Source organism: Streptomyces sp. AM8-1-1 (assembly GCF_032229325.1).
Lineage (GTDB): Bacteria > Actinomycetota > Actinomycetes > Streptomycetales > Streptomycetaceae > Streptomyces > Streptomyces achmelvichensis.
The window spans coordinates 2,625,288-2,652,075 of record NZ_CP135086.1 but is presented as its reverse complement, the minus strand read 5'-3'; the positions used below and the strand labels follow the sequence as shown (position 1 = coordinate 2,652,075).

27 protein-coding genes are annotated in these 26,788 nt (G+C 69.3%); 20 read left to right on the top strand and 7 right to left on the bottom strand.

Annotated features, from left to right (window positions below):
* The first annotated feature begins 9 nt into the window (after nt 1-9).
* The 15 genes from prmC to RPQ07_RS11760 all read left to right on the top strand — a co-directional run bounded on the left by prmC (nt 10) and on the right by RPQ07_RS11760 (nt 13,715).
* Nucleotides 10-855 carry a peptide chain release factor N(5)-glutamine methyltransferase gene (gene prmC / locus RPQ07_RS11830; protein WP_313944075.1) on the top strand — a complete coding sequence of 282 codons (846 nt, stop codon included), beginning with the start codon at nt 10-12 and terminating at the stop codon, nt 853-855.
* Between the two features lie 67 nt (nt 856-922).
* A complete protein-coding gene (locus RPQ07_RS11825) occupies nt 923-1,570 on the top strand; it encodes an L-threonylcarbamoyladenylate synthase (RefSeq protein ID WP_313944074.1) in 648 nt (215 codons plus the stop codon).
* Nucleotides 1,567-2,214: a protein-tyrosine-phosphatase gene (locus RPQ07_RS11820; protein WP_313944073.1), complete on the top strand. Its 648-nt coding sequence runs from the start codon at nt 1,567-1,569 to the stop codon at nt 2,212-2,214. Before RPQ07_RS11825 ends, RPQ07_RS11820 begins: the two co-directional genes overlap by 4 nt.
* A 104-nt stretch (nt 2,215-2,318) precedes the next feature.
* Nucleotides 2,319-3,590 carry a serine hydroxymethyltransferase gene (gene glyA / locus RPQ07_RS11815; RefSeq protein WP_313944072.1) on the top strand — a complete coding sequence of 424 codons (1,272 nt, stop codon included), beginning with the start codon at nt 2,319-2,321 and terminating at the stop codon, nt 3,588-3,590.
* 106 nt (nt 3,591-3,696) lie between these two features.
* Entirely contained in the window at nt 3,697-5,061 is a 1,365-nt protein-coding gene (locus RPQ07_RS11810) for an undecaprenyl/decaprenyl-phosphate alpha-N-acetylglucosaminyl 1-phosphate transferase (RefSeq protein WP_313944071.1), read from the top strand.
* A gap of 261 nt (nt 5,062-5,322) precedes the next feature.
* Complete coding sequence (locus tag RPQ07_RS11805) at nt 5,323-5,760, top strand: hypothetical protein (protein WP_313944070.1); 438 nt, start codon at nt 5,323-5,325, stop codon at nt 5,758-5,760.
* A 273-nt stretch (nt 5,761-6,033) separates the two neighbouring features.
* Nucleotides 6,034-6,804 carry a F0F1 ATP synthase subunit A gene (atpB, locus tag RPQ07_RS11800; protein WP_313948865.1) on the top strand — a complete coding sequence of 257 codons (771 nt, stop codon included), beginning with the start codon at nt 6,034-6,036 and terminating at the stop codon, nt 6,802-6,804.
* A gap of 74 nt (nt 6,805-6,878) precedes the next feature.
* Complete coding sequence (gene atpE / locus RPQ07_RS11795; RefSeq protein WP_313944069.1) at nt 6,879-7,115, top strand: ATP synthase F0 subunit C; 237 nt, start codon at nt 6,879-6,881, stop codon at nt 7,113-7,115.
* 39 nt (nt 7,116-7,154) lie between these two features.
* Nucleotides 7,155-7,703, top strand: a complete 549-nt coding sequence (locus RPQ07_RS11790) for a F0F1 ATP synthase subunit B (RefSeq protein WP_313944068.1) — start codon at nt 7,155-7,157, stop codon at nt 7,701-7,703.
* Complete coding sequence (locus RPQ07_RS11785) at nt 7,700-8,515, top strand: F0F1 ATP synthase subunit delta (protein ID WP_313944067.1); 816 nt, start codon at nt 7,700-7,702, stop codon at nt 8,513-8,515. Before RPQ07_RS11790 ends, RPQ07_RS11785 begins: the two co-directional genes overlap by 4 nt.
* Before the next feature lie 143 nt (nt 8,516-8,658).
* Nucleotides 8,659-10,251 carry a F0F1 ATP synthase subunit alpha gene (atpA, locus tag RPQ07_RS11780; protein ID WP_313944066.1) on the top strand — a complete coding sequence of 531 codons (1,593 nt, stop codon included), beginning with the start codon at nt 8,659-8,661 and terminating at the stop codon, nt 10,249-10,251.
* Between the two features lie 20 nt (nt 10,252-10,271).
* Nucleotides 10,272-11,189, top strand: coding sequence for a F0F1 ATP synthase subunit gamma (locus tag RPQ07_RS11775; RefSeq protein WP_313944065.1), 918 nt, complete (start codon nt 10,272-10,274; stop codon nt 11,187-11,189).
* Nucleotides 11,189-12,631: a F0F1 ATP synthase subunit beta gene (gene atpD, locus RPQ07_RS11770; RefSeq protein WP_313944064.1), complete on the top strand. Its 1,443-nt coding sequence runs from the start codon at nt 11,189-11,191 to the stop codon at nt 12,629-12,631. Before RPQ07_RS11775 ends, atpD begins: the two co-directional genes overlap by 1 nt.
* A 111-nt stretch (nt 12,632-12,742) precedes the next feature.
* Complete coding sequence (locus RPQ07_RS11765; RefSeq protein WP_313944063.1) at nt 12,743-13,126, top strand: F0F1 ATP synthase subunit epsilon; 384 nt, start codon at nt 12,743-12,745, stop codon at nt 13,124-13,126.
* A gap of 139 nt (nt 13,127-13,265) precedes the next feature.
* Nucleotides 13,266-13,715 carry a DUF2550 domain-containing protein gene (locus RPQ07_RS11760; RefSeq protein ID WP_313944062.1) on the top strand — a complete coding sequence of 150 codons (450 nt, stop codon included), beginning with the start codon at nt 13,266-13,268 and terminating at the stop codon, nt 13,713-13,715.
* Between the two features lie 76 nt (nt 13,716-13,791).
* Here RPQ07_RS11760 and RPQ07_RS11755 read toward each other — a convergent pair whose 3' ends face one another.
* The 3 genes from RPQ07_RS11755 to RPQ07_RS11745 all read right to left on the bottom strand — a co-directional run bounded on the left by RPQ07_RS11755 (nt 13,792) and on the right by RPQ07_RS11745 (nt 17,692).
* On the bottom strand, nt 13,792-15,639 hold the full coding sequence (locus RPQ07_RS11755) for a glycoside hydrolase family 18 chitinase (RefSeq protein WP_313944061.1): 1,848 nt from the start codon (nt 15,637-15,639) through the stop codon (nt 13,792-13,794).
* 158 nt (nt 15,640-15,797) lie between these two features.
* On the bottom strand, nt 15,798-16,463 hold the full coding sequence (locus RPQ07_RS11750) for a response regulator transcription factor (protein WP_313944060.1): 666 nt from the start codon (nt 16,461-16,463) through the stop codon (nt 15,798-15,800).
* On the bottom strand, nt 16,460-17,692 hold the full coding sequence (locus RPQ07_RS11745; protein ID WP_313944059.1) for a sensor histidine kinase: 1,233 nt from the start codon (nt 17,690-17,692) through the stop codon (nt 16,460-16,462). Before RPQ07_RS11745 ends, RPQ07_RS11750 begins: the two co-directional genes overlap by 4 nt.
* Before the next feature lie 123 nt (nt 17,693-17,815).
* Between RPQ07_RS11745 and RPQ07_RS11740 the strand changes: the two genes are divergently transcribed.
* A complete protein-coding gene (locus RPQ07_RS11740) occupies nt 17,816-18,397 on the top strand; it encodes a hypothetical protein (RefSeq protein WP_313944058.1) in 582 nt (193 codons plus the stop codon).
* A gap of 36 nt (nt 18,398-18,433) precedes the next feature.
* Here the strand turns inward: RPQ07_RS11740 and RPQ07_RS11735 are convergent, their stop codons facing one another.
* Genes RPQ07_RS11735 through RPQ07_RS11725 form a run of 3 tightly spaced genes read right to left on the bottom strand, consistent with a single transcriptional unit; the run spans nt 18,434 to nt 20,578 of the window.
* On the bottom strand, nt 18,434-19,006 hold the full coding sequence (locus tag RPQ07_RS11735) for a cob(I)yrinic acid a,c-diamide adenosyltransferase (RefSeq protein WP_313944057.1): 573 nt from the start codon (nt 19,004-19,006) through the stop codon (nt 18,434-18,436).
* A 13-nt stretch (nt 19,007-19,019) separates the two neighbouring features.
* Entirely contained in the window at nt 19,020-19,775 is a 756-nt protein-coding gene (locus RPQ07_RS11730; RefSeq protein ID WP_313944056.1) for an ABC transporter permease, read from the bottom strand.
* Nucleotides 19,776-19,795: 20 nt separating this feature from the next.
* Complete coding sequence (locus tag RPQ07_RS11725; protein WP_313944055.1) at nt 19,796-20,578, bottom strand: ABC transporter ATP-binding protein; 783 nt, start codon at nt 20,576-20,578, stop codon at nt 19,796-19,798.
* A gap of 80 nt (nt 20,579-20,658) precedes the next feature.
* Between RPQ07_RS11725 and RPQ07_RS11720 the strand changes: the two genes are divergently transcribed.
* The 4 genes from RPQ07_RS11720 (at nt 20,659) to RPQ07_RS11705 (ending at nt 25,589) form a co-directional block, all read left to right on the top strand.
* Nucleotides 20,659-21,300 (top strand): TetR/AcrR family transcriptional regulator, encoded by a 642-nt coding sequence (locus RPQ07_RS11720; protein ID WP_313944054.1) that lies wholly within the window; start codon nt 20,659-20,661, stop codon nt 21,298-21,300.
* A 125-nt stretch (nt 21,301-21,425) separates the two neighbouring features.
* Nucleotides 21,426-22,274, top strand: a complete 849-nt coding sequence (locus tag RPQ07_RS11715; RefSeq protein WP_313944053.1) for a 3-hydroxyacyl-CoA dehydrogenase family protein — start codon at nt 21,426-21,428, stop codon at nt 22,272-22,274.
* 166 nt (nt 22,275-22,440) lie between these two features.
* Nucleotides 22,441-22,764: an STAS domain-containing protein gene (locus RPQ07_RS11710; protein ID WP_100109176.1), complete on the top strand. Its 324-nt coding sequence runs from the start codon at nt 22,441-22,443 to the stop codon at nt 22,762-22,764.
* 332 nt (nt 22,765-23,096) lie between these two features.
* Nucleotides 23,097-25,589 (top strand): ATP-binding protein, encoded by a 2,493-nt coding sequence (locus RPQ07_RS11705; RefSeq protein ID WP_313944052.1) that lies wholly within the window; start codon nt 23,097-23,099, stop codon nt 25,587-25,589.
* A gap of 327 nt (nt 25,590-25,916) precedes the next feature.
* Here the strand turns inward: RPQ07_RS11705 and nucS are convergent, their stop codons facing one another.
* Complete coding sequence (gene nucS, locus RPQ07_RS11700; protein ID WP_313944051.1) at nt 25,917-26,588, bottom strand: endonuclease NucS; 672 nt, start codon at nt 26,586-26,588, stop codon at nt 25,917-25,919.
* Nucleotides 26,589-26,788: the final 200 nt, after the last annotated feature.

The window sequence follows — 26,788 nt, the reverse complement described above, 5'->3', positions numbered from 1 at the left end:
GGAGGACCAGTGAACCTGCTGCTCGCCGAGGTGGCCCAGGCCACCCAGCGGCTGGCCGACGCCGGCGTGCCCTCGCCGCGCTTCGACGCGGAGGAGCTCGCCGCCTTCGTCCACGGTGTGAAGCGGGGAGAGCTGCACAACGTCAAGGACGCGGACTTCGACGCCCGTTACTGGGAGACCATCGCCCGCCGCGAGGCCCGTGAACCGCTCCAGCACATCACCGGACGGGCCTTCTTCCGCTATCTGGAGCTCCAGGTCGGCCCCGGAGTCTTCGTGCCGCGCCCCGAGACCGAGTCCGTCGTCGGCTGGGCCATAGACGCCGTACGGGCCATGGACGTCGTCGAGCCGCTCATCGTCGACCTGTGCACCGGATCGGGCGCCATCGCGCTGGCGATGGCGCAGGAGGTCCCGCGCTCGCGCGTGCACGCCGTCGAGCTCTCCGACGACGCCCTCAACTGGGCCCGGAAGAACGCCGAGGGCTCCCGCGTCACCATCCACCAGGGCAACGCGCTCACCGCGCTGCCCGAACTGGACGGCCAGGTCGACCTCGTCATCTCCAACCCGCCGTACATCCCGCTCACCGAGTGGGAGTACGTCGCCCCCGAGGCCCGCGACCACGACCCGGAGATGGCCCTGTTCTCCGGCGAGGACGGCCTGGACACCATCCGCGGCATCGAGCGCACCGCGCACCGTCTGCTGCGCCCCGGCGGTCTCGTGGTCATCGAGCACGCGGACACCCAGGGCGGCCAGGTGCCGTGGATCTTCAACGAGGAGTCCGGCTGGGCGGACGCGGCCGACCACCCCGACCTGAACAAGCGGCCGCGTTTCGCCACCGCCCGCAAGGCGATGCCGTGATCAGCTCCGCGACCGCGCAGACGACACAGACGACGAAGATCTTGTACGTGTACGAGGAGGCCCACTGATGGCACGGCGATACGACTGCAACGACGCGACCGACCGCACGACCGGCCTGCGCGAGGCCGCGTCCGCCGTCCGCCGCGGTGAGCTCGTCGTGCTGCCCACCGACACCGTGTACGGGATCGGCGCCGACGCCTTCAGCTCCGAGGGCGTCGCGGACCTCCTGGCGGCGAAGGGGCGTGGCCGCAACATGCCCACCCCTGTCCTCATCGGGTCCCCGAACACCCTCCACGGCCTGGTCACCGACTTCTCCGAGCAGGCCTGGGAGCTCGTCGACGCTTTTTGGCCCGGAGCGCTCACTCTCGTCGCCAAGCACCAGCCGTCGCTCCAGTGGGACCTCGGGGACACCCGTGGCACCGTCGCGATCCGGATGCCGCTGCACCCCGTCGCGATCGAACTGCTCACCGAGACCGGCCCGATGGCCGTGTCGTCCGCCAACCTCACCGGTCACCCGGCGCCCGAGGACTGCGACGCGGCGCAGGACATGCTCGGCGACTCCGTCTCCGTCTACCTCGACGGCGGTCCGACGCCGGGCATCGTGCCGTCCTCGATCGTCGACGTCACGGGCAAGGTGCCGGTTCTGCTGCGGGCGGGGGCGCTCGACGCGGACGAGCTCCGCAAAGTCGTACCCGACCTCGAGGTGGCCAATTGACCGCCCCTGAGGGGCGTGGCATAGGTGCGGCGACCGCTGTCGACACCTTCAGAATCCTCCACGTCAGCACCGGCAACGTGTGCCGCTCGCCGATCACCGAGCGGCTGACGCGGCATGCCCTCAGCGTGCGCCTCGGTGATCCGCTGACCCGCGGACTGATTGTGGAGAGCGCCGGCACCTGGGGCCACGAGGGCGCACCCATGGAGGCCAACGCCGAGGTGGTCCTCGCCGACTTCGGCGCGGACGCGACCGGGTTCGTGGGACGCGAACTGCTGGACGAGCACGTCATCCGTGCGGACCTGGTCCTCACGGCGACCCGCGACCACCGGGCGCAGGTCATCTCGATGGGGCACTCGGCGGGCCTGCGGACGTTCACGCTGAAGGAGTTCACCCGGCTCGTACGGGCGATAGACCCGGCCACGCTGCCGGACACCCGGGACGAGGGCGTCGTCGAGCGGGCGAGGGCACTCGTCAGGGCCGCGGCGGCGCTGCGCGGCTGGCTGCTGGCGCCGAGCCCCGACGCTGACGAGGTGTACGACCCCTACGGCGCACCCATCACGTTCTTCCGTTCGATCGGCGACGAGATCAACCAGGCCCTGGACCCGGTCGTCACCGCGCTGACGGGCATTCCCGCCCGGCGCTGAGGGCACCGACCGCCACCGGCCACCCGGACGGCGCGATCGCCGCGCATCGCGCGGCCCACCGGCCTACATTGGACTTCACGGCCAGCCCACGCCTGGAGCCACAGATGCCGGTCACCGCAGCACCTGACACCGCCCGCATCAGCCATCACGGTGGGGACTTCGACGCCCTGCGCCGTCAGGACCCCGAGATCGCCGAGGTGATCCTGGGGGAGGAGCAACGGCAGAGCGACAGCCTCCAGCTCATCGCGGCGGAGAACTTCACCTCGCCCGCCGTCCTCGCCGCTCTCGGCTCTCCGCTGGCCAACAAGTACGCCGAGGGCTATCCCGGCGCCCGTCACCACGGCGGCTGCGAACTCGTCGACACCGCCGAGCGCATCGCCGTCCAGCGCGCCACCGCCCTGTTCGGCGCGGAGCACGCCAATGTGCAGTCCCACTCCGGCTCCTCCGCGATCCTCGCGGCCTACGCCGCGCTGCTGCGGCCCGGCGACACCGTGCTCGCCATGGGACTGCCGTACGGCGGACACCTCACCCACGGCTCACCCGCGAACTTCTCGGGCCGCTGGTTCGACTTCGTCGGCTACGGCGTCGAGGCCGAGACCGGCGTCATCGACTACGACCAGGTGCGCTCCCTGGCCCGGCAGCACCGGCCCAAGGCAGTGGTCTGCGGCTCCATCTCCTATCCGCGTCACCCCGACTACGCGTTGTTCCGCGAGATCGCGGACGAGGTCGGCGCGTATCTGATCGCGGACGCCGCCCATCCGATGGGGCTGATCGCCGGTGGCGCGGCGCCCAATCCCGTCCCGTACGCCGATGTGGTGTGCGCCACCACGCACAAGGTGCTGCGCGGACCGCGCGGCGGCATGATCCTGTGCGGTTCGGAGCTCGCGGAGCGCATCGACCGGGCGGTGTTCCCCTTCACCCAGGGCGGCGCGCAGATGCACACGATCGCGGCCAAGGCGGTGGCCTTCGGGGAGGCGGCGACGCCGGCGTTCACGACCTACGCCCATCGGGTCGTCGCGAACGCCCGCGTGCTGGCCGAGGAGCTCGCGGACGAGGGCTTCGCGGTTCTCACCGGCGGCACCGACACCCATCTGATCAGCGCGGACCCCGCGCCCCTGGGGGTGGACGGCCGGATCGCGCGCGGTCGTCTGGCCGCCGCCGGACTGGTCCTCGACACCTGTGCGCTGCCGTACGGGGACGGTCGCGGCATCCGGCTCGGGACCGCGGCCGTCACCACCCAGGGCATGGGCGAGACCGAGATGAGCCGGATCGCGTCGTTGTTCACCGCGGCGATTCGTGAAGAGGGCGAGGAGGCGAGGAAGATCCGTACGGACGTGCGTGAGATGGCCGGTAGATTTCCGCCGTACCAGAGGTAGCCGGAAGCATCTGCAACCATCTCCGGCGCCTGTATGTCCTCAACCATGGGGCGACCAGAGCTAGGGTGTGGGGCTGAGATGGCCAGCGATTCCTGTGGGGCAGCCCGTGCGTGATTACCTGCTGACGCTCTGTGTCACGGCTGCGGTGACCTATCTGCTGACCGGTCCGGTGCGGAAGTTCGCCATCGCGACCGGCGCGATGCCGGAGATCCGTGCCCGCGACGTACACCGAGAGCCGACGCCGAGACTCGGCGGCATCGCCATGTTCTTCGGCCTGTGCGCCGGTCTGCTGGTCGCCGACCATCTGCAGAACCTGAACAGCGTCTTCGAGCTGTCCAACGAACCGCGTGCGCTGCTCTCCGGAGCCGCCCTGATCTGGATCATCGGCGTCCTGGACGACAAGTTCGAGATCGACGCCCTGATCAAGCTCGGCGGACAGATGATCGCCGCGGGTGTGATGGTGATGCAGGGTCTGACGATCCTGTGGATCCCCGTGCCCGGTGTGGGAACGGTCTCGCTGACCTCCTGGCAGGGCACCCTGCTGACCGTGGCGCTCGTCGTCATCACGATCAACGCCGTGAACTTCGTCGACGGCCTGGACGGACTGGCCGCCGGCATGGTGTGCATCGCCGCCGCGGCCTTCTTCCTCTACGCCTACCGCATCTGGTTCAGCTACGGGATCGAGGCGGCGGCCCCCGCCAGCCTGTTCACCGCCATCCTGATGGGCATGTGCCTCGGCTTCCTGCCGCACAACATGCACCCGGCGCGCATCTTCATGGGCGACTCGGGATCGATGCTGATCGGTCTGGTGCTGGCGGCGGCCGCGATCTCGGTGACCGGCCAGGTGGACCCCGACGCTCTCAAGATCTTCGAGGGCAGCACCCGTGAGGCCACGCACGCGGCACTGCCGGTCTTCATCCCGCTGCTGCTGCCGCTGACGATCATCGCGATCCCGGTCGCGGACCTGGTGCTGGCGATCGTCCGACGCACCTGGAACGGCCAGTCGCCGTTCGCCGCGGACCGCGGGCACCTCCACCACCGGCTGCTGGAGATCGGGCACTCGCACAGCCGCGCGGTCCTGATCATGTACTTCTGGTCGGCGCTGATCGCCTTCGGCGTGGTCGCGTACTCCGTGCACTCGGCGTCCATGTGGATCGTGATGCTCGTCGTCGCGCTGAGCGCCGTCGGCCTGGTGCTTCTGCTGCTGCCGCGCTTCACCCCGCGGGCACCGCGCTGGGCCGAGGCGTTCGTTCCGCCCCGCTACCGCCGTCGTGCGGTGCGGCCGCACCTCGCCCCGGCCTCGTCGGCGCACGATGCGCAGGGCGAGCCGGCCGCGTCCGGTACCGCGGAGTCCGAGGCGGCCGCGGAGCCCCAGGAGCGGACGCCGATTCCGGCGGGCGTCAACGGAGCGACAGCGATCGGCGCTCGTTCGCGCCTCCCTGACCGGCGGAAGGCCGGCACGCGCGGCTGACGGTTTCCGGTATGTCGCCTATTACCAGACATAGCGACGGCTTGTCGTGCACACACGGGCGCGTTCACTCTCATGTGTGAGAGTTGGCACACCTTCGGGTAAAGACCTCATCAAATAGTTTGTGATACCGTTCACGAGACCCGGAGACAGCGCCGAAGGACCGTAGTGCGACGGTTGGTTGGCCCCGAGACCCATCTCGGACCGGGACTACGCTCGTCCATGACGACACCACTGCCCCCACCAGCAAGCGGAGCTGCCGCCATGCCGTCCAACGACGCACGCTCACTCCTTCACACCGCCGTCCCCACCGCCGCGGCCGGCGCCATCGCCGCTGCGATCAGTGGAGTGGTCGCCGGTGGAAAAGGGGCGCTCGGCGCGGCGGTCGGCGCACTGGTGGTCATCGTCTTCATGGGGATCGGCATCGTGGTCCTCCAGCGGACCGCCAAGCAGTTCCCGCAGCTCTTCCAGGCCATGGGCCTGATGCTGTACACGACGCAGCTGCTGGTGCTCTTCATCTTCGTCGCGGCGTTCAAGGACACGACGCTGTTCAACCCCAAGGCGTTCGCCGCGACATTGGTCGCCGCCACGCTCGTCTGGGTGTCTGCGCAGGCCCGTGCCCACATGAAGGCGAAGATGCTCTACGTCGAACCCGAACCGTCTGCTCCCCGTCAGGGCGAAACGACGGGGTCCACGACGTGACAGGTAGGGCCGGTATAAATGCCCGTTCGAGACCCTGCTATCGTCCGGTGCCAACTGCGGCACTGCGGGCGCGGGCATCCGAGCTGACGCCTGCTCGACGCGAGGCTTCGATGCCTGACCGCCGCCCCCACATCCGAAACACCACTCCGGTGCCGACTCGCGGCTGCGCGCCGCTCCGACACAACGAGGTTGCCGAACCCATGCGTCACGCCGAAGGAGCCCGCGGTGAGTGCTGAACAGACCACGCTCGCCTTTGACTGGAGCTGCCGCATCATGGCCGACAACGGCTGTGGCTTTCCGGCACCGGGCCTGCACTCCTTCCTTTTCCAGCCGATCTTCACCGTCGGAGGCTTCGAGTTCAACAAGGTGATGCTGCTCGCGCTGCTCACCACGTTGGTCGTCGTCACCTTCTTCACGCTGGCTTTCGGGAAGGCAAAGGTCGTCCCCGGCAAGCTCCAGATGATCGGTGAAGCCGGCTACGACTTCGTACGCCGCGGCATCGTCTACGAGACCCTCGGCAAGCGGGACGGCGAGAAGTACGTCCCGCTGATGGTCTCCATCTTCTTCTTCGTCTGGATCATGAACATCTGGTCCGTGATCCCGCTGGCACAGTTCCCCGTGTCATCGATCATCGCGTACCCGATCGTGCTGGCACTGATCGTCTACGTGATCTGGGTGTCGCTGACGTTCAAGCGCCACGGATTCGTCGGCGGCTGGAAGAACATCACGGGCTACGACAACTCGCTCGGCCCGATCAAGTGGCTGGTCTCGTTCATCGAGTTCTTCTCGAACCTGCTGGTCCGGCCGTTCACGCACGCCGTGCGACTCTTCGCCAACATGTTCGCCGGTCACCTGATGCTGGTGATGTTCACCGTCGCCTCCTGGTACCTGCTGAACAGCTGGCTGATCCCGGCCGCCGGTGTCTCGTTCGTGATGACGATCGCCATGATCGGCTTCGAGCTCTTCGTGCAGGCCGTCCAGGCATACGTCTTCGTCCTCCTGGCCTGCACCTACATTCAGGGCGCTCTCGCCGAGCACCACTGAGCCCTCGCCCGCACCACCAAGAAGCGTCCGGTGGCCAACCCCCACCGGTCCGTTAATGAAAAGGAAGAATCAGCATGGCTGCCACTGAGACCCTCGCCGCCGTCACCGGTTCGCTCGGCTCCATCGGCTACGGCCTCGCCGCGATCGGCCCCGGCATCGGCGTCGGCATTGTCTTCGGTAACGGCACCCAGGCTCTTGCCCGTCAGCCCGAGGCTGCCGGCCTGATCCGTGCCAACCAGATCCTTGGTTTCGCCTTCTGTGAGGCGCTCGCCCTCATCGGCATCGTTCTGCCGTTCGTTTACGGTCAGTGATCCTCGTTTCGCTGACCACTTTCGACGAAAGGCATTGATGTGATCGCCAACATCGTTCAGCTGGCGGCCGGGGAAGAGCAGAACCCGCTCATTCCTCCGGGCCCCGAGCTGCTTGTCGGCCTGATCGCCTTCGCCATCGTCTTCTTCTTCTTCGCGAAGAAGCTCCTCCCGAACATCAACAAGGTTCTGGAAGAGCGTCGCGAGGCCATCGAAGGCGGCATGGAGAAGGCCGATGCGGCCAAGATCGAGGCCGAGAGCGTCCTTGAGCAGTACAAGGCTCAGCTTGCCGAGGCCCGTCATGAAGCCGCTCGTATGCGCCAGGAGGCGAACGAGCAGGGCACCGCGATCATCCAGGAGATGAAGGCGGAAGGCCAGCGGCAGCGTGAGGAGATCATCGCGGCCGGCCACGCCCAGATCGAGGCCGACCGCAAGGCTGCGGCTGCCGCGCTGCGTCAGGACGTGGGCACGCTCGCGACCGAGCTGGCGGGCAAGCTCGTGGGTGAGTCCCTCGAGGACGTCGCCCGGCAGAGCCGGACCATCGACCGCTTCCTCGACGACCTCGAGGAGAAGGCCGAGGCGGCGCGATGAACGGAGCGAGCCGCGAGGCACTGGCTGCCGCACGCGAGTCCCTCGACGCGCTGACGGACAACACGTCCGTCGACGCGGCGAAGCTCGCCGAGGAGCTGGCCGCCGTCACCGCGCTGCTCGACCGCGAGGTGTCGCTGCGTCGGGTCCTGACCGACCCGGCGCAGGCCGGCGAGGCGAAGGCCGAGCTGGCGGCGCGCCTGCTGAGCGGTCAGGTCGGTGGCGAGACCGCCGATCTGGTCTCCGGCATGGTCCGCTCCCGCTGGTCGAGGTCGCGCGACCTGGTCGACGCGATCGAGGAGCTGGCGGCCACCGCCGAGCTCATCGCCGCGCAGCGCAGGGGCGTGCTCGACAACGTCGAGGACGAGCTGTTCCGGTTCAGCCGGATCGTCGCGTCCAACACCGAGCTCCGGGCCGCGCTGACCGACAAGTCGGTGTCGCCGTCCCGCAAGGCGGAGCTGCTGCGCAGCCTGCTGGGCGGCAAGGCGGATCCGGCCACCGAGCGACTGGTCGTGAGTCTTGTGACCGCGCCCCGGGGACGTAGCCTGGAGCAGGGACTCGACTCCCTGTCCAAGCTCGCTGCCGGGCGCAGGGAGCGGACGGTCGCGGTCGTCACCTCGGCGGTCCCGCTCACCGACCGGCAGAAGCAGCGCCTCGGTGCCGCTCTGGCGAAGCTGTACGGCCGCGACATGCACCTGAACCTGGACGTGGACCCCGAGGTCCTCGGCGGGATCTCGGTGCGGGTCGGCGACGAGGTCATCAACGGCACCATCGCGGACCGCCTCGACGAGGTGGCCCGTCGTATGGCCGGCTGACCCGGCCGCCACTAACTGAACACGACAGACGAGCAGTACCAGCGGCCCGGTTGGGCCGTGCAGAAATTGCAGAAGATTCCTGGGGGTCGGCCCCCAGACCCCCTAAGAAACTTCGGGCCCAACAAGGAGAGCAGGGAACCCAGATGGCGGAGCTCACGATCCGGCCGGAGGAGATCCGGGACGCGCTGGAGAACTTTGTCCAGTCGTACAAGCCGGACGCGGCCTCGCGCGAGGAGGTCGGGACGGTCAGCGTTGCCGGCGACGGCATCGCGAAGGTCGAGGGTCTGCCCTCGGCCATGGCGAACGAGCTGCTGAAGTTCGAGGACGGAACCCTCGGTCTCGCCCTCAACCTCGAGGAGCGCGAGATCGGTGCGGTCGTCCTCGGCGAGTTCAGCGGTATCGAGGAGGGACAGCCGGTGCGCCGCACCGGAGAGGTCCTCTCCGTCGGCGTCGGCGAGGGCTACCTCGGCCGTGTCGTCGACCCGCTCGGCAACCCGATCGACGGCCTCGGCGAGATCGAGACCGACGGACGCCGCGCCCTGGAGCTGCAGGCCCCTGGCGTCATGATCCGTAAGTCGGTGCACGAGCCGATGCAGACCGGCTACAAGGCCGTCGACGCCATGGTGCCGATCGGCCGCGGTCAGCGTCAGCTGATCATTGGTGACCGTCAGACCGGCAAGACCGCTCTGGCCGTCGACACGATCATCAACCAGCGCGACAACTGGCGCTCGGGCGACGTGAACAAGCAGGTGCGCTGCATCTACGTCGCCATCGGCCAGAAGGGCTCCACCATCGCGTCCGTGCGCGGTGCCCTGGAGGAGGCCGGCGCCCTGGAGTACACGACCATCGTCGCCGCCCCGGCGTCCGACCCGGCCGGCTTCAAGTACCTGGCGCCGTACACGGGCTCGGCCATCGGCCAGCACTGGATGTACGCCGGCAAGCACGTCCTGATCATCTTCGACGACCTGTCGAAGCAGGCCGACGCCTACCGCGCCGTGTCGCTGCTGCTGCGCCGTCCGCCGGGCCGTGAGGCGTACCCCGGTGACGTCTTCTACCTGCACTCGCGTCTGCTGGAGCGCTGCGCCAAGCTCTCCGACGACATGGGCGCCGGTTCGATGACCGGTCTGCCGATCGTCGAGACCAAGGCGAACGACGTGTCGGCGTTCATCCCGACCAACGTCATCTCCATCACCGACGGCCAGTGCTTCCTGGAGTCCGACCTGTTCAACGCGGGCCAGCGCCCGGCGCTGAACGTCGGTATCTCGGTCTCCCGTGTCGGTGGCTCCGCCCAGCACAAGGCCATGAAGCAGGTCTCCGGCCGTCTTCGCGTGGACCTCGCCCAGTACCGCGAGCTGGAGGCGTTCGCCGCCTTCGGTTCCGACCTGGACGCGGCCTCCAAGGCGCAGATGGAGCGCGGTAAGCGCATGGTCGAGCTGCTGAAGCAGGGCCAGTACCAGCCGATGCCCGTCGAGGAGCAGGTCGTCTCCGTCTGGGCCGGTACCACCGGCAAGATGGACGACGTCCCGGTCCAGGACATCCGGCGCTTCGAGGCCGAGCTGCTCGAGTACCTGCGCCGCGAGCGCAAGGAGCTGCTGACCAGCATCGCCGAGGGCGGCAAGATGTCGGACGACACCCTGCAGTCCATCGCCGACGCGATCACCGCCTTCAAGCGGCAGTTCGAGACCGCGGACGGCCAGCTTCTGGGCGACGACGCTCCGGTCAGCACGAGCAAGTGACGACGGAAGGGACCTGACTCATGGGAGCCCAGCTCCGGGTCTACAAGCGTCGCATCAAATCCGTCACCGCGACCAAGAAGATCACCAAGGCGATGGAGATGATCGCCGCCTCGCGCATCGTCAAGGCGCAGCGCCAGGTGTCGGCCTCCACCCCGTACGCGACCGAGCTCACCCGCGCGGTGACCGCGGTGGCCACGGGGTCGAACACCCAGCACCCCCTCACCACCGAGGTGGAGTCCCCGGTCCGCGCCGCGGTTCTGCTCATCACGAGCGACCGCGGTCTGGCCGGCGGCTACTCCGCCAACGCCATCAAGGCGGCGGACCAGCTCACCGAGCGGCTCCAGGGCGAGGGCAAGGAGGTCGTCAGCTACATCGTCGGCCGCAAGGGTGTCTCGTACTACGGCTTCCGTGAGCGCACGGTCACGGAGTCGTGGACCGGATTCACCGACAACCCGACGTACGCGGACGCCAAGAAGGTCGCCGCACCGCTGATCGAAGCAGTCCAGCAGGACACGGCCGAGGGCGGCGTGGACGAGCTCCACATCGTCTTCACCGAGTTCGTCTCGATGCTGACGCAGACGCCGGTGCAGAACCGGCTGCTGCCGCTCAGCATCGAGCAGGCGGCGGAGGAGAGCGGCACCAAGGGGGAGATTCTGCCCCTGTTCGACTTCGAGCCGTCGGCGGAGGACGTCCTCGACGCCCTGCTGCCGCGCTACGTCGAGAGCCGGATCTACAACGCGCTGCTCCAGGCCGCTGCTTCCAAGCACGCTGCCACCCGCCGCGCGATGAAGTCGGCGACCGACAACGCCGGGGAGCTCATCAAGAGCCTCTCCCGGCTTGCCAACGCGGCCCGCCAGGCCGAAATCACCCAGGAAATCAGCGAGATCGTCGGTGGCGCCAGCGCCCTGGCCGACGCGACCGCGGGGAGTGACAAGTAATGACGACGACAGTTGAGACGGCCGTTGCCACGGGCCGCGTCGCCCGGGTCATCGGCCCGGTCGTCGACGTGGAGTTCCCCGTCGACGCGATGCCGGAGATCTACAACGCGCTCACCGTCGAGGTGGCCGACCCGGCCGAGGACGGCAAGCTCAAGACGCTGACCCTCGAGGTCGCCCAGCACCTCGGCGAGGGCCTGGTCCGCGCGATCTCGATGCAGCCCACCGACGGTCTGGTCCGCCAGGCCACGGTGACGAACACCGGTGCGGGCATCACCGTCCCGGTCGGCGATTTCACCAAGGGCAAGGTGTTCAACACCCTCGGTGAGGTGCTGAACGTCCCCGAGGCGAACAGCGAGACCACCGAGCGCTGGCCGATCCACCGCAAGGCGCCCAGCTTCGACCAGCTCGAGTCCAAGACCGAGATGTTCGAGACCGGCATCAAGGTCATCGACCTTCTCACCCCGTACGTCAAGGGTGGAAAGATCGGTCTGTTCGGTGGTGCCGGTGTCGGCAAGACCGTTCTGATCCAGGAAATGATCTACCGCGTCGCCAACAACCACGACGGTGTGTCGGTGTTCGCGGGCGTCGGTGAGCGTACTCGTGAGGGCAACGACCTCATCGAGGAAATGACCGAGTCCGGCGTCATCGACAAGACGGCGCTTGTCTTCGGTCAGATGGACGAGCCCCCGGGCACGCGTCTTCGCGTCGCGCTGGCCGGCCTGACCATGGCGGAGTACTTCCGCGATGTGCAGAAGCAGGACGTGCTCTTCTTCATCGACAACATCTTCCGGTACACCCAGGCCGGCTCCGAGGTGTCCACCCTGCTCGGCCGTATGCCGTCCGCGGTGGGTTACCAGCCGAACCTGGCCGACGAGATGGGTCTGCTGCAGGAGCGCATCACCTCGACGCGTGGTCACTCGATCACGTCGATGCAGGCGATCTACGTCCCCGCGGACGACCTGACCGACCCGGCCCCGGCCACCACCTTCGCCCACCTCGACGCGACGACGGTTCTCTCCCGTCCGATCTCCGAGAAGGGCATCTACCCGGCCGTGGACCCGCTGGACTCCACGTCCCGCATCCTGGACCCGCGCTACATCACGCAGGAGCACTACGACACGGCGACCCGTGTCAAGGGTGTCCTGCAGAAGTACAAGGACCTCCAGGACATCATCGCGATTCTCGGTATCGACGAGCTGGGCGAGGAGGACAAGCTCGTTGTCCACCGTGCCCGTCGCGTGGAGCGCTTCCTGTCCCAGAACACCCACGTCGCCAAGCAGTTCACCGGCGTGGACGGCTCGGACGTGCCGCTCGACGAGTCGATCACCGCGTTCAACGCGATCTGCGACGGAGAGTACGACCACTTCCCCGAGCAGGCGTTCTTCATGTGCGGTGGCATTGAGGACCTCAAGGCCAACGCCAAGGAGCTCGGCGTCTCCTGAGTCCCGTGACTCGTGAAAGGGGGCGGGGTCCGTCCCGCCCCCTTTCGTACGCCCCGTAGAATTGACCCAACACCCGGCAGAACCGCCGGGTGGTGACCCGAGGAGCCACCCTTGGCTGCTGAGCTGCACGTCGAGCTGGTCGCCGCTGACCGGCAGGTATGGTCCGGCGAGGCCACCCTGGTCGTCGCGCGCACCACGTCCGGCGACATCGGCGTCATGCCCGGTCACCAGCCGCTGCTCGGTGTGCTGGAGTCGGGCCCGGTGACCATCCGTACAAGCTCTGAAGGCGGAGCCGGGACTGTCGTCGCCGCTGTGCACGGCGGTTTCATCTCCTTCGCCGACAACAAGCTCTCGCTGCTGGCGGAGATTGCCGAGCTGGCGGACGAGATCGATGCCCAGCGCGCCGAGCGTGCGCTGGAGCGCGCAAAGTCCGACGACGACGCCGCCGCAGAGCGCCGTGCCGACGTCCGACTGCGTGCGGTGGCGGTGCGCTGAGCACCCCGCCGACAGTTGTCGCCCTCAGCCGCGGCCCGGACTGGACACCTCCAGACCGTGTCGCGGCTGAGGCAATGCAGGCGCACATGGGAACACCGGTGCGGACCATGACGAGATCGATGCGAGGAGGTCGGTGGAGATGTTCCTCGCTCTGCTTGTGAGCGGTCTGGTCTTCGTTGTGCTGGTGGGGATCGGGCTGTTCGTCTTCGGTCTGCGCCGTCGCCTGATCCAGCGTTCCGGCGGCACCTTCGACTGCAGCCTGCGCTGGAACGTCCTGGACGAGTCGGATGTCTCCGGCAAGGGCTGGGTGTACGGCGTCGCGCGGTACAGCGGCGACCGGATCATGTGGTTCCGCGTCTTCTCCTACTCTCCGCGTCCCCGCCGGGTCCTGGAGCGCTCCGCCATCGAGGTCGTGGCCCGCCGCACTCCGGAGGGCGAGGAGGAGCTGGCGCTGCTGTCCGACGCGATCGTGCTGGGCTGTGTCCACCGGGGTACGCGTCTGGAGCTCGCGATGAGCGAGGACGCGCTGACCGGTTTCCTCGCCTGGCTGGAGGCGGCGCCTCCCGGGCAGAGGGTGAACGTTGCGTAGGGCACCGGGCGTGCGTCGGACATGAAGAAGCCGGGGTGGACGGGGACGGACCCGTTCCACCCCGGCTTCGGTCCGTCTACCGCAGTCCGGTGTGGACCGCGTTGGCGAGTTCACCGTTGGCGGTGTCGCCGCTGAACTCCCAGTAGAAGGCGCCCTTGAGGCCCTGGCTCTTCACCCAGGACATCTTGGTGCCGATCGTGGCGGGGGTGTCGTAGCTCCACCAGTTGCTGCCGCACTTGGCGTAGGCGGTGCCGGCGATGGTGCCGGTGGACGGGCACGTCACCTTGAGGACCTTGTAGTCCTCGTTGCCCGGCTCGTAGGTGCCGGGGGCCGGGCCGGTGGCGGTGCCGCCGGGGGTGGCCTGGGTGACGCCGGTCCACCCGCGGCCGTAGAAGCCGATGCCGAGGTTCAGCTTGCTGCCGCTGATGCCCTTGCCCTTGAGCTTGGTGATGGCGGCCTCGGAGGTGAAGCCCTCCTGCGGGATGCCCGCGTACGAGGTGAGCGGGGAGTGCGGGGCCGTCGGACCCTGGGCGGCCCAGGTGCCGAAGAAGTCGTACGTCATGACGTTGTAGAAGTCGACGTACTGGGCGGCGCCCGCGTAGTCGGCCGCGTCCAGCTTGCCGCCGTTGGTGCCGTCGGCGGAGATGGCGGCGGTGACGAGGTTGCCCGAGCCGAACCGGGCGCGCATGGCCTGCATGACGTTCTTGAGCGACGCGGGGCCGGAGGTGTCGCAGGTCAGACCGCAGGCGTTCGGGTACTCCCAGTCCAGGTCGATCCCGTCGAAGACATCGGCCCAGCGCGGGTCCTCCACCAGCTGGTAGCAGGACTCGGCGAACGCGGCCGGATTGGCCGCGGCCTGGCCGAAGCCGCCGGACCAGGTCCAGCCGCCGAAGGACCACAGGACCTTGATGTTCGGGTACTGGGCCTTGAGCTTGCGCAGCTGGTTGAAGTTGCCGCGCAGCGGCTGGTCCCAGGTGTCGGCCTTGCCGTCGACGCTCTGGTCGGCGGTGTAGGCCTTGTCGTAGTCGGCGAAGGCGTCACCGATGGTGCAACGGCCGCCCTGGACGTTGCCGAAGGCGTAGTTGATGTGGGTGATCTTGGCCGCGGTGCCGGAGCTCACCAGGTTCTTCACGTGGTAGTTGCGCTGGTAGACGCCCCAGTTGGTGAAGTAGCCGAGCTTGACCTTGTCGCCCGGTCCGGGGTCGGTCCCGCCGCCGGTGGTCCGCACCGCGCGGGAGCCGCTGACCGGTCCCGTCTGGTCGGCGCTGTCGCGTGCCTGGATGGCGTACGAGTAGTCCGTGCCGGCGGTGAGTCCGGTGTTGGTGTACGTGAGTCCGGTGACCGTGGCGACCCGGGTGCCGTCGCGGAGCACGTCGTAGTTCTTGATGCCCTTGTCGTCGGTCGCCGCCGCCCAGCTGAGGGTCACCGCGGTGTTGGTGATGCTGGAGGCGGAGGGGGTGCCGGGTGCGGAGGGCGGGTTGTCGCCCGGGAGGCTGCCGCCGTCGCAGGAGGCGCCGTTGAGCTTGCAGCCGGAGGGGGAGCCGCTGCCGGTGCCGTTGAAGCCGAAGGAGACGGAGGCGCCGGGGGCGAGGGAGCCGTTCCAGGCCTTGTTCTTGGCGGTCCAGTGGGTGCCGGAGCTGGTGACGTCCGCGTCCCACGCGGAGGTGACCGCGGTGCCGGCGGGGAAGTCCCACTCGACGGTCCAGGAGCTCAGCGAGGTGGTTCCGGTGTTCTTCACCGTCCACTTGCCTTCGAACCCGGAGCCCCAGTCGGAGGTCTTGGCGTAGGTGGCGGTTGCCGAGGGTGCGGCCTCGGCCGGGGAGGCGAGGCCGACCATGGCGGCCAGGGGGAGCAGGAGGGCGGTGAGTCCCGCCGTCGCTCTGGATCTGAATCTTCCACCGGTGCGGGAGGTGCTCGTTCTCAAGGGGTGCTCCTCGAGTTGCGGACGGACAGGACGGGTCGGTCCGAGCAGGCACGCGAGCGGGGCTCACCGCAGCGTGCTGTGCGGTGAGAGTAGGAAGGTCTGGACCAATCGTCAATAGGTCCAGACCAAAGGCGGGGCAACTCCGGGCGGAATCCCGCTCAGACGCCCAACTCCTGCGCGAGAACCGCTGCTTGGACCCGGCTGCGCAGTTCCAGCTTCCCCAGCAGCCTGCTGACATGGGTCTTCACGGTCGCCTCCGCCATCAGAAGGCGGGTCGCGATCTCGGCGTTCGACAGTCCCTCGCCCAGACAGCCGAGGACCTCACGTTCCCGGCGGGTGAGCACGTCGAGGATCGCCGGGTCGGGTGCGTCGGGGGAGCGTACGGGCCGGGGGGCGGCGAACTCCGCGATCAGCCGCCGGGTCACGGCCGGCGCGATCAGTCCCTCGCCGCGGGCCACCGTGCGCACCGCCTCCAGCAGATCGTGGGCGTCCGTGTTCTTCAGCAGAAACCCCGCCGCCCCCGCCCGCAGGGCCCCGAAGACGTACTCGTCCAGATCGAAGGTCGTCAGCACCAGCACATCCGCGAGCTTCTCCTCGACGACCTGACGCGTTGCCGCAACGCCGTCCAGCCGCGGCATCTGCACATCCATCAGCACCAGATCGGGCCGCAGCTCGCGCGCCAGACGCACCGCCTCCTCGCCGTTGGCCGCCTCACCGACGACCTCGATGTCCGGCGCACTGCCGAGGATGAGCACCAGCCCCGCCCGCACCGCGCTCTGGTCCTCCGCGACGAGCACGCGTACGCGCCCTGCTCCCTGCGTCATGCCGACGGCTCTCCTTCGTCCCGTACGGGCAGCACCGCCCGTACGCACCAGATCTTCTCCGGACCCTGCGGCGGCCCTTCGGCGGGTCCTGCCTCGAACTCCCCGTCCAGCAGGGCCACCCGCTCCCGCATACCGACCAGGCCCGCTCCCGAACCCGGCGCGCGCGGACCGGGCCGGCGGCCGAAGGGGCTGGTCACCGTGACGGTGAGGGCCCGGCCCGACGCATGGGCCAGGGCGATGCGGACCTGCCCCGACTCCGCGTGCTTGAGGGCGTTCGTCAGCGACTCCTGCACGATCCGGTACGCCGCCAGTTCCACCGGCGCGGGCAGCCTGACGCCGTTCTCGCGCCGGTCGTCGAGCGCGAAGTCGAACCCGCTGCCCGAGCCGTTCGTACGGGCCTGCTCGACCAGCGACTCCAGTCCGTCGAGCGTCGGCGCGGCGGCCGGCTCCTTGTCGTCGCTGCTGTCCCGCAGCAGACCGATCAGCCGGCGCATCTCCGCGAGCCCCTGGACGCTGTTCTCGCGGATCACCTCCAGCGCGCCCTGGGTGGTCTTCGGATCGTCGAGCGAGAGCGCGGCGGTGGAGTGGATGGCGATGGCGGAGAGGTGGTTGGCGACCATGTCGTGCAGTTCCCGCGCCATCCGGGCGCGCTCGGCGGTCACGGCCTGGACCCGGTCCATCTCGGCGAGCAGAGCGGTCTGCTCGGCCCGCAGCTTCGCCGCCTCGGCGGCCTCGCGGTGATTGCGGATGATCGCGCCGGTGGTGGCCGGGGCGAAGCTGACCAGACCGGTGACCACGCCCAGCAGCAGCCCGGCCGGGTCGCGGAACCAGGCGAGGAAGGTGATGGTCGAGGCGACCGTGATCAGTCCGGTGATCACCGGGACCCGGCGGGCGGTGCCGGGTGATCCGTACACCACCGACGCGTAGACGAGGTCCGTGAACATCAGCACGGTGAAGAGGTTCCCGACCGTGAACTGGTCGGCCACCACCATCACCGTCCCGGCCAGCAGGCAGGTGCGCGGCATGGTCCTGCGCAGCAGCTCCAGGAACGCCGTCACGCCGAGCGGCACCAGGGCCGCCCACGGGGGCAGGAGGTCCCGGTTCTCCGTGATGTGCAGCCCGAACGACCACAGCACGACACCGCCGAAGAGCATGGCCACGGCCAGGAGCACATCGTCGCGGTGAGGGCGGGGGAAGGTCACCACCCCATGAAACACGGCGGCGGACATCTGCCGCCTCCCCGTGCGGGGTGAGCCGCGGCTACATCGAAGGATGCAGCGCCACTTCCTCACTGCCGACGACGCCCGGCAGCCGGGCGGCCGGGACGCTGGAAGCAACGAAGGGAGAGTGCCGTGATCGTCACGCTGATCGTGATCTGCGAGGTCGGCTTCTGGGTGCTGCTGGCCGCAGGGCTCGCCACGCGCTATCTGCTGAAGATGCCGCGTGCGGGTATGGCCCTGCTGCTGTGCGAACCGCTGCTGGAGGTCGTCCTGCTGGTCGTGACCGCACTCGACCTGAAGAACGGGGGAGAGCCGAGCTGGAAGCACGGACTGGCCGCGCTCTACATCGGCTACACGGTCGGACACGGCCACCGCACCATCACCTGGCTCGACGGCCACGCCGCCCACCGCTTCGGCGGCGCCCCGCCGCCGGTGAAGCCGCCGCGCCACGGCATAGCGCGGGCGAAGCACGAGGCCAAGGTGTGGACCGGCACGCTGATCGCGGCCGTCGTCGCCACGGCACTGCTCCAGCTCGCCGTCTGGTACGTGGACGACCCGAGCCGGACCGGTCCGCTGCAGAGCTGGATGTACGTCGCCTGGCGCACCGCGGGCATCCACGGCCTGATCGCTCTCACATACGCGATCTGGCCCAAGAAGGCCCCGGCGGCCGAGGCGGCGTCCGACCGCGAACCGGTCCGGGTGGAGCGCCGGTGACTGTCCCGGGGAGCCGGCCCCGGTGGGGGGAGCCGGTCAGCGCTCCCCGCCCGGGACCCACAGCACGTCGCCGGTCTCCTTGTTCGCCGTCCTCGCGAGGATGAACAGCAGATCGGAGAGGCGGTTGAGGTAGGTCGCGGTGAGCGGGTTCATGGTCTCGCCGTGCACCTCCAGCGCCGCCCACGTCGAGCGCTCCGCACGCCGGACGACCGTGCAGGCGTGGTGCAGCAGGGCCGCCCCGGGGGTCCCGCCCGGCAGGATGAAGCTGCGCAGCTTCTCCAGCTCGTCGTTGAACCGGTCGCAGTCCGCTTCGAGACGGTCGATGTAGAACTGCTCGACCCGCAGCGGCGGGTACTCGGGGTCGGCCACCACCGGGGTCGACAGGTCGGCGCCCACGTCGAAGAGATCGTTCTGGACCCGGACCAGGACCGCGACGACCTCGTCCGGAAGCTGCCCCAGCGCGACCGCGGTGCCGAGAACGGCGTTGGCCTCGTTGGCGTCCGCGTACGCCGAGATCCGCAGATCGGTCTTGGCGGTCCTGCTCATGTCGCCGAGAGCCGTCGTGCCCTGGTCGCCGGTACGGGTGTAGATGCGCGTCAGATTGACCATGTGGCCAGCCTAGTTACGCACCGGCCCGGCGGAAGACACGTGTGCCGACCGTCACGGCGGCACCGGTGAGTGAGAGGGCGACGAGCGCTCCGTAGAGCATGGAGGCCGTGGCGTACTGGCCGACGTACGCGTCCCGCATCGCGTCCACCAGATAGCGGAACGGCATCAGATGCGAGAGCACGTCCAGCCACCCCGGCGCCAGGGTCATCGGCAGCATCAGCCCGGAGAGCAGCATCGACGGCATGGCGAGCGCGTTGATCACCGGCCCGAACTCCTGCGGGGTGCGGACCTTCAGTGCCAGCGCGTACGACAGCGAGGCGAGCGAGAGCGTCAGCAGGCCGACGAAGGCGAAACCGATGAGGGCTCCGGCGAGCGGTACGCGCAGTCCCATGACCAGAGCGGCCAGCACCAGCAGGACGCCCTGGAAGACGAAGAGCACGGCGTCGCGCAGGACCCGGCCGAGCAGCAGCGCCAGCCGGCTGACGGGGGTGACGCGCATCCGCTCCACCACGCCGTGGTTCTTCTCGATGATGACCGCGAATCCGGCGAAGGAGGCGCCGAACAGTCCGAGCTGAAGCAGCAGCCCCGGCACCAGGACCTGCCAGGAACTGCCGTTTGAGGACAGCGGCACGCCGGTGAGCAGAGGGCCGAAGAAGAGCAGGTAGAGCAGCGGCATCAGTACGCCGAAGAGGATCTGGAAGGGGGAGCGCAGGGTCTGCCGGGCGTACCGCCCGAAGATCAGCGCGGTGTCGGAGACGAGTGCAGACATGAGGAGTCCTGGAGGGGGGTTCAGACAGCTACGGGGGTGGCGTCGACGGGCGCGGGTCCGCGCCCGGTGATCGCGAGGAAGGCGTCCTGGAGCGTGGCCTCGGGCGAGCCCGCGTACCGCGCCTTCAGCGCCGCCGGGGTGCCCTCGGCGGCGACGACGCCGTGGTCGACGACGACGATCCTGTCCGCGAGCGCGTCGGCCTCGTCGAGGTAGTGGGTCGTCAGGACGACCGTCGTGCCGTGGTTGTCGCGCAGGCGGCGTACGAGATCCCACAGGTCGTTGCGGCTGCCGGGGTCGAGTCCGGTGGTCGGCTCGTCCAGGAACAGCACCGCGGGCCGGTGCACGAGGCCCATCGCGATGTCGAGCCGGCGGCGCTGGCCGCCGGACAGGGCGGCGGTCCTGCGGTCGAGGAGTCCGCGGAAGCCGAGCTCGTCCGCCAGTTCCTCCGCCCGCGCGGCGGCCACCTCCTTGGACAGCCGGTAGAGCCGCCCCTGGGTGACCAGCTCCTCCCGGACGTCGACCTGGGGGTCGAGGCCGCCGGACTGGGCGACGTAGCCGGCCTTGCGGCGGACGCCCGCCGGATCGCGGACCAGGTCGCAGCCGGCGACGGTGGCCGCTCCGCCGGTGGGCGGGAGCAGCGTGGTGAGCATCCGCAGGGTGGTGGTCTTCCCCGCGCCGTTCGGCCCGAGGAAGCCGAGGATCTCGCCGCTCCGGACGGTGAGGTCGATGCCGCGCACCGCCTCCACGGGTCCGTTCTTCGTGCGGAAGGTCCGGGAGAGCCCGGCCGTACTGATGATTGCCATGGGGCACAGAAAAACAGAGTCTCTTAAATTTTGCAATGACACCAAGTTTTGGTTGTGGCCAAGAAAGCTACGATGACGCCATGGCCGAGGGACTGAGAGAGCGCAAGAAGCGGCAGACCAGACAGCACATCTCGGACGTCGCGACCGGTCTGTTCCTCCAGCGCGGGTTCGACGCGGTGACCATCGCCGAGATCGCCGAGGCCGCCGATGTGTCGGTCAACACCGTCTACAACTACTTCCCGGCCAAGGAGGAGCTCTTCCTCGACCGCAGCCGCGGCGTCGTCGACCGGCTCTCCCGGTGGGTGCGCGGCAGACGTGCCGGAGAGTCGGCGGCCGACGCCGTCCTGCGCGAACTGCGCGAGGCCGTCGAGGGTGTTTCGCCCACCGTCGGACTTTTCGACGGCTACGCGGACTTCATGAACGTCATCACCGAGGCGCACACCCTGCGTTCGCGGCTGTGGGCCATCCAGCAGGAGAGCCTCCTCGATCTGGAGGCCACGATGCGACAGGAGGCTGACCCCGCGGACGGCGACCTGCTGCCCTCCCTGGTCGCCGGTCAGCTCTCCTGGCTGCACAGCACGGTGCTCGGCTGGATCGGTACGGAGATGGTCAAGCGGCGTCCGGCCGCCGAGGTGTCCCGTGAAGCCCTCGTCCTCCTGGACGAGATGGAGGAGCTGCTGGGTGAGCGGGTCCTTCGCTACGCGGTCCGCACCGCGGAATGACGCGTACCAGTGTGATGTCCGTCATCTGAGACGTGACGCGCATCTCTTCGCCGCCACACGGCACCTCACGAACGCTAACCTCCGCCGGAGAGGCGAAATGTAAACAGGTGTTAAGGGGTGTCGCAGTGGCCAGGAAGCTCGCCGTCATCGGGGCCGGACTCATGGGGTCCGGTATCGCGCAGGTCTCTGCCCAGGCGGGCTGGGACGTGGTTCTGCGTGATGTCACCGACGAGGCGCTGACCCGCGGCAAGGACGGCATCAAGGCCTCGTACGAGAAGTTCGTCTCCAAGGGCAAGCTCGAAGCGTCCGACGCGGAAGCCGCGTTGGCGCGCATCACCACCACGACCGACCTGGACGCCGTCGCCGACGCCGACATCGTCGTGGAGGCGGTCTTCGAGAAGCTCGAGGTCAAGCACGAGATCTTCCGTGCGCTGGACAAGCTCGTACGCGACGACGCTGTGCTGGCCTCCAACACGTCCGCCATCCCGATCACCAAGATCGCGGCCGTGACGGAGCGTCCGGAACGCGTCGTGGGCGCCCACTTCTTCTCTCCCGTCCCGATGATGCAGCTGTGCGAACTCGTGCGCGGCTACAAGACCAGCGACGAAACCCTCGCCGCCACACGGGAGTTCGCCGAGTCCGTCGGGAAGACCTGCATCGTCGTCAACCGCGACGTCGCCGGCTTCGTGACCACCCGTCTCATCTCGGCGCTCGTGGTCGAGGCCGCGAAGCTCTACGAGTCGGGCGTCGCCTCCGCGGAGGACATCGACATCGCCTGCAAGCTGGGCTTCGGCCACGCCATGGGGCCGCTCGCGACCGCCGACCTGACGGGCGTGGACATCCTGCTGCACGCGACGAGCAACATCTACACCGAGTCCCAGGACGAGAAGTTCGCGCCGCCGGAGCTGATGCGCCGGATGGTGGACGCCGGTGACATCGGCCGCAAGAGCGGGCAGGGCTTCTACAAGCACTGATCCTCCAGAACCGATGTGGCATCACCCCATGGGGTGAATTCAGTATCGGTTCGCTTACAAGCAGCAACCACTCGGCCCACGCGGCAGTCAGTTGTTGCAAGACAGAAGAGCAGCCAGAGCAGACAGAGTCAGTCACAGGGCACTGAAGCACTCTCGGGGAGCGCATATGCACATCAGGGGCGACCACGCCGAGCTGGTCGTCGGGGGCCGCCTCGACGTCCGCAGCGCGGCGGACGCCCGTACGGTCCTGCACTCGGCCGTCGACGACGGAGTCGGCGACCTGGTGCTCGACCTGACCGACCTCGACTCCTGGGACGCCACCGGGCTCGGGGTCATCATGGGCGCCCACCGGCGTGCCGGCCGATGCGGGCGAAGACTGGTTCTGCGCGGAGTGCCGCCGCAGATGCAGCGCCTGCTGGTGGCCACCCGACTGCACCGCATCCTCGCGATCGAGGGCGGCCTCGCCGCCGAGTCGCTGCCGCGGGTCTGACGCCCCGGACGGAGTTGCCCGGGTTGGGGCGGAATCGCTCCTTCCGGGGATGAACGTTCCGCCGGGTGCGCACCGTGCGGCACCTCGCAATCCTCACGAGAATGTGACGTCCCGGGCGGGGCGGCACCCCCCTGGTTCGGCGTTACCCTGCAACCGTCTAGGGTTCGGTCGCCCGCCGTTTTGACGAACCCACGCGGCGGGCACCGGACCCGAAGCGACAGCGGGGCGTGCAGAGTGGCCGGGAGGGACATCGGCACGTGGCTCCGCCACAGAGTCAACAGAATCTTGGCGGGGACGAACCTATGCGAAGCCGCATCTGGGGGGCTTGAACCATGGACAAGGACAGTTTCGGCGAGGGCGCGGGCCAGCCGCGCCCGCCGCGCGACCCCGGCACGCCCGACTTCGGACAGCACGTGCCCGCGCTCGCGCGCACCGTTCGGATCGTCGCGGGCGACTTCCTGCTCACCGTCAATCCCGTCGACGGCAGCGAGATAGAACCCTGCCCGCCGGGAGAGGCGCCGGTCGCGCCGGTCCGCCACACCGCCGAGGAACGGGCCGAGCTCCAGCGCGCCGCGCAGCCGCCCGTGCCGCCCGGCCCGCCCGCGCCGCGGCTCCCGCTGCTGGAGCGCGACGAGGAACGCGAGCGGCTGGTGCGGCTGCTGGGCCGAGGACGCTCCGTACGCCTGTCGGGGCCCTCGGGCTCCGGGCGCAGCGCTCTGCTCGACACCGTCGCCGAGGACTGCGCCACGCTCGCACCCGACGGCGTCGTACGCCTGAACGGACTGCACCGCACCCCGACGGATCTGCTGCACGAACTGTTCGCGGCCGTGTACAAGGCGCCGCAGCGGCGGCCCGACCGTGCGAGCCTGCTGACGCACATCCGGGAGATAGGCGCGATCGTCGTCCTCGACGATCTCGACTTCGGCGGCGCGTCGCTCACCGAACTGCTCGACGCGGCCCCCGAGTGTGCCTTCCTCCTCGCCGCCACCCCCGACGTCCCGGCGCCCGGCGCCGACGCGCACCTCGAAGAGGTCGGCCTCACGGGCCTCGGCCGCGCCGCCTCGCTGGACCTCCTCCAGCGCACGGTCGAACGGCCGCTGACCGAGGACGAGACGAACTGGGCGGGCGACCTCTGGTTCGAGTCCGAGGGCCTTCCGCTCCGCTTCGTGCAGGCGGGCGCGCTGCTGCGGCAGTGCGACGAACTGCGCGCCGACCCGGAGGCCTTCGAGGCGTACGCGCCGTACGACGCGGCCGAGGGCAACGACGTACCCCTGCCCAGCCTGGGCGAGGGCGCGGCGCCCGCCGCGCTGCTGGCCTCCCGGCTGAGCGACTCCGCCCGGGAGACCCTGCGCTTCGCGGTCGCACTCGGCGGCGAGGTGCCGCACCAGGCCCACCTCCCCGCGCTCGTGGGGGACACCCACGCGGACGCCGCACTCGGCGAACTGATGAGCTGCGGCCTGCTCTCGCCGGTCGGCGGACGCTACCGGCTGGCCGCCGGTGTGCCGGCCCAGCTCACGGAGAAGGGGTACGCGGAGGACGCGGCGGCCCACGCGCACACGGCGGCCCAGCACTACGCCTGGTGGGCCGGACACCCGTCCGTCACCCCCGAGCGGGCCGTGGCCGAGTCGGACGCCCTGCTGTCCGCCCTCGCGGCACTGGTGCCGGGCACGGAGGCGGGCCACCCCAGCGCGGCCGTCCTGCTCGCCCGCAGCGCCGCACCCGCCTTTGCGGCCGGGATGCACTGGGGCGCGTGGGAACGTGTCCTGCGGGTGGGATCCGAAGCCGCTCGAATAGCGGGCGAAGTGGCTGAAGAGGCCTACTTCCACCACGAATTGGGCATCCTGGCGCTCTGCACGGACAGCCTGGACCGGGCGCGCGCCGAGCTGGAGGCGTCGATCGCCCTGCGCGGCGCACTCGCCGACAAGAGCGGAACCGTCGCAGGACGGCGGGCGCTCGCGCTCGTCACGGACCGCGAGAACGGGCTCGTGCCGAGTGTTCCCGCCACTGCCGTACCGGCGGGGCAGGAAGTGGTCCCGGTGCGCAAGAAGGAGCCGTCCTCGCCCGCGAAGGGTGCGCCGGCGAACCTGCCCGTGCCGCTCGCGGGCCTCGGGGCGTCGCGGGCTGCGTCTTCTGCGTCTTCTGCGTCTTACACGTCTTCCACGACCGGCACGACGCCGGAGACGCTGGTCGCGAGCGGTACACCGGTCAACGGCAGCACGAAGAAGCGCCGGCGCCCCGCGGTACTCGGCAGCGGCCGCAACCTCGTCGCCGCGGGTGCGGGCGCGCTGCTCGCCGTCGTGCTCGGCACGGTGGTGACGCTGGGCGCGACCTCGGACAACCAGGACCCGCCGAGCGACAAGGTCGGCAACGGCCGGTCGGCGAACGAGGACGACGGCCAGGACGGCCTCACCGCGGACGAGCCCGAGAACGGCTCGGACGACGGCCCGAGCGACCCGTCCGATGTCCCGGACCCGTCGGGAGCGGTGACTCCGGGGTCGAGTGCGTCGAATGACGGGGAGGAAGAGCCCGGGGGCGGGGTCTCGCCGAGCAGGTCGGAGCCGGGGGGTGGGGCGTCGTCGGGGAAGCCGAAGCCGACGAAGTCGTCGACGACGAGGCCGCCGTCGTCGAGTGAGCCGCCCACGACACCGCCGCCGACGACATCGCCCCCGTCATCGAGTGAGCCGCCGCCCACGACGACGCCGCCCACGACGCCAGGCACGCCGGCCGAGGAGAACACGTCAGCGGGCGGGCCCAGTGAATCGTCGGGTGCGTCGATGACGAGCAGTGCGCCGGTGTCCGAGCCGGCGGGGGAGCCGGTCATCTGACGGGCGCGGGTGCTTGCGGGGCGCTGCCCCGGACCCCGCGCCTCAATCGCCGGCGGGGCTTGATTTTCCAGCCCGTCCGGCGTTTGAGGACACTGCCCGGAGGGCGGTGCCGCCGTCGCGGCGTGAGGTGCGGGTGCTTGCGGGGTGCTGTCCCGGACCCCGCGCCTCAATCGCCGGCGGGGCTTGGTGTGCGGGCTCTTGCCCCTCGACGGCGGGCTTGAAGTGCGGGCCGCTGTCGGGATGTGCGGGCCGTAGAAATCCAGCCCGTCCGGCGATTGAGGACCAGGGGCACTCGGGGGCAGCGCCCCCGAGCATCACCGCCCCCGCTCAGAACAGCCGCAGCTTGTCGTCCTCGATGCCCCGCATCGCGTTGTAGTCCAGCACCACACACCCGATGCCCCGGTCCGTCGCCAGCACCCGTGCCTGCGGCTTGATCTCCTGGGCCGCGAACACGCCCTTCACCGGCGCCAGATGCGGGTCCCTGTTCAGCAGTTCCAGGTAGCGCGTCAGCTGTTCCACGCCGTCGATCTCGCCGCGGCGCTTGATCTCCACCGCGACCGTCGCGCCGTCCGCGTCACGGCACAGGATGTCCACCGGGCCGATGGCCGTGGGGTATTCGCGGCGGATGAGGCTGTAGCCCTCGCCCAGCGTCTCGATGCGGTCGGCGAGGAGTTCCTGCAGATGCGCCTCCACACCGTCCTTGATCAGGCCGGGGTCCACGCCGAGCTCGTGCGAGGAGTCGTGGAGGATTTCCTCCATCGTGATGATCAGTTTCTCGCCCGCTTTGTTGATGACCGTCCACACGCTGTCGTTTTCGTCGGATCCTTCCTTGAGCGTGCAGGGAGGGGACATCCAGTTCAGTGGTTTGTAGGCCCTGTCGTCAGCGTGGATCGAGACGCTGCCGTCCGCCTTGACCAGGATCAGACGGGGTGCAGAGGGCAGGTGGGCGGTGAGCCGGCCCGCGTAGTCCACGGAGCAGCGGGCGATGACAAGACGCATGGTCGGCAACGCTACTCGACGCACGTGGTCGCGCGCGATTCGCCCTACAAGCCCCGTTCGTTAATGGCCGGTTGTGCTCCCAATCTCCTGGTGTCGGCAGGACTGCGCACTTACCGTGGATGCAGGAGGTTGTCGGTTGTGCACTCTGCGTCGTCAGGCGTGGCTCATGTCGTCGCGTCCGGCACCCTCCTTCCCTGCCC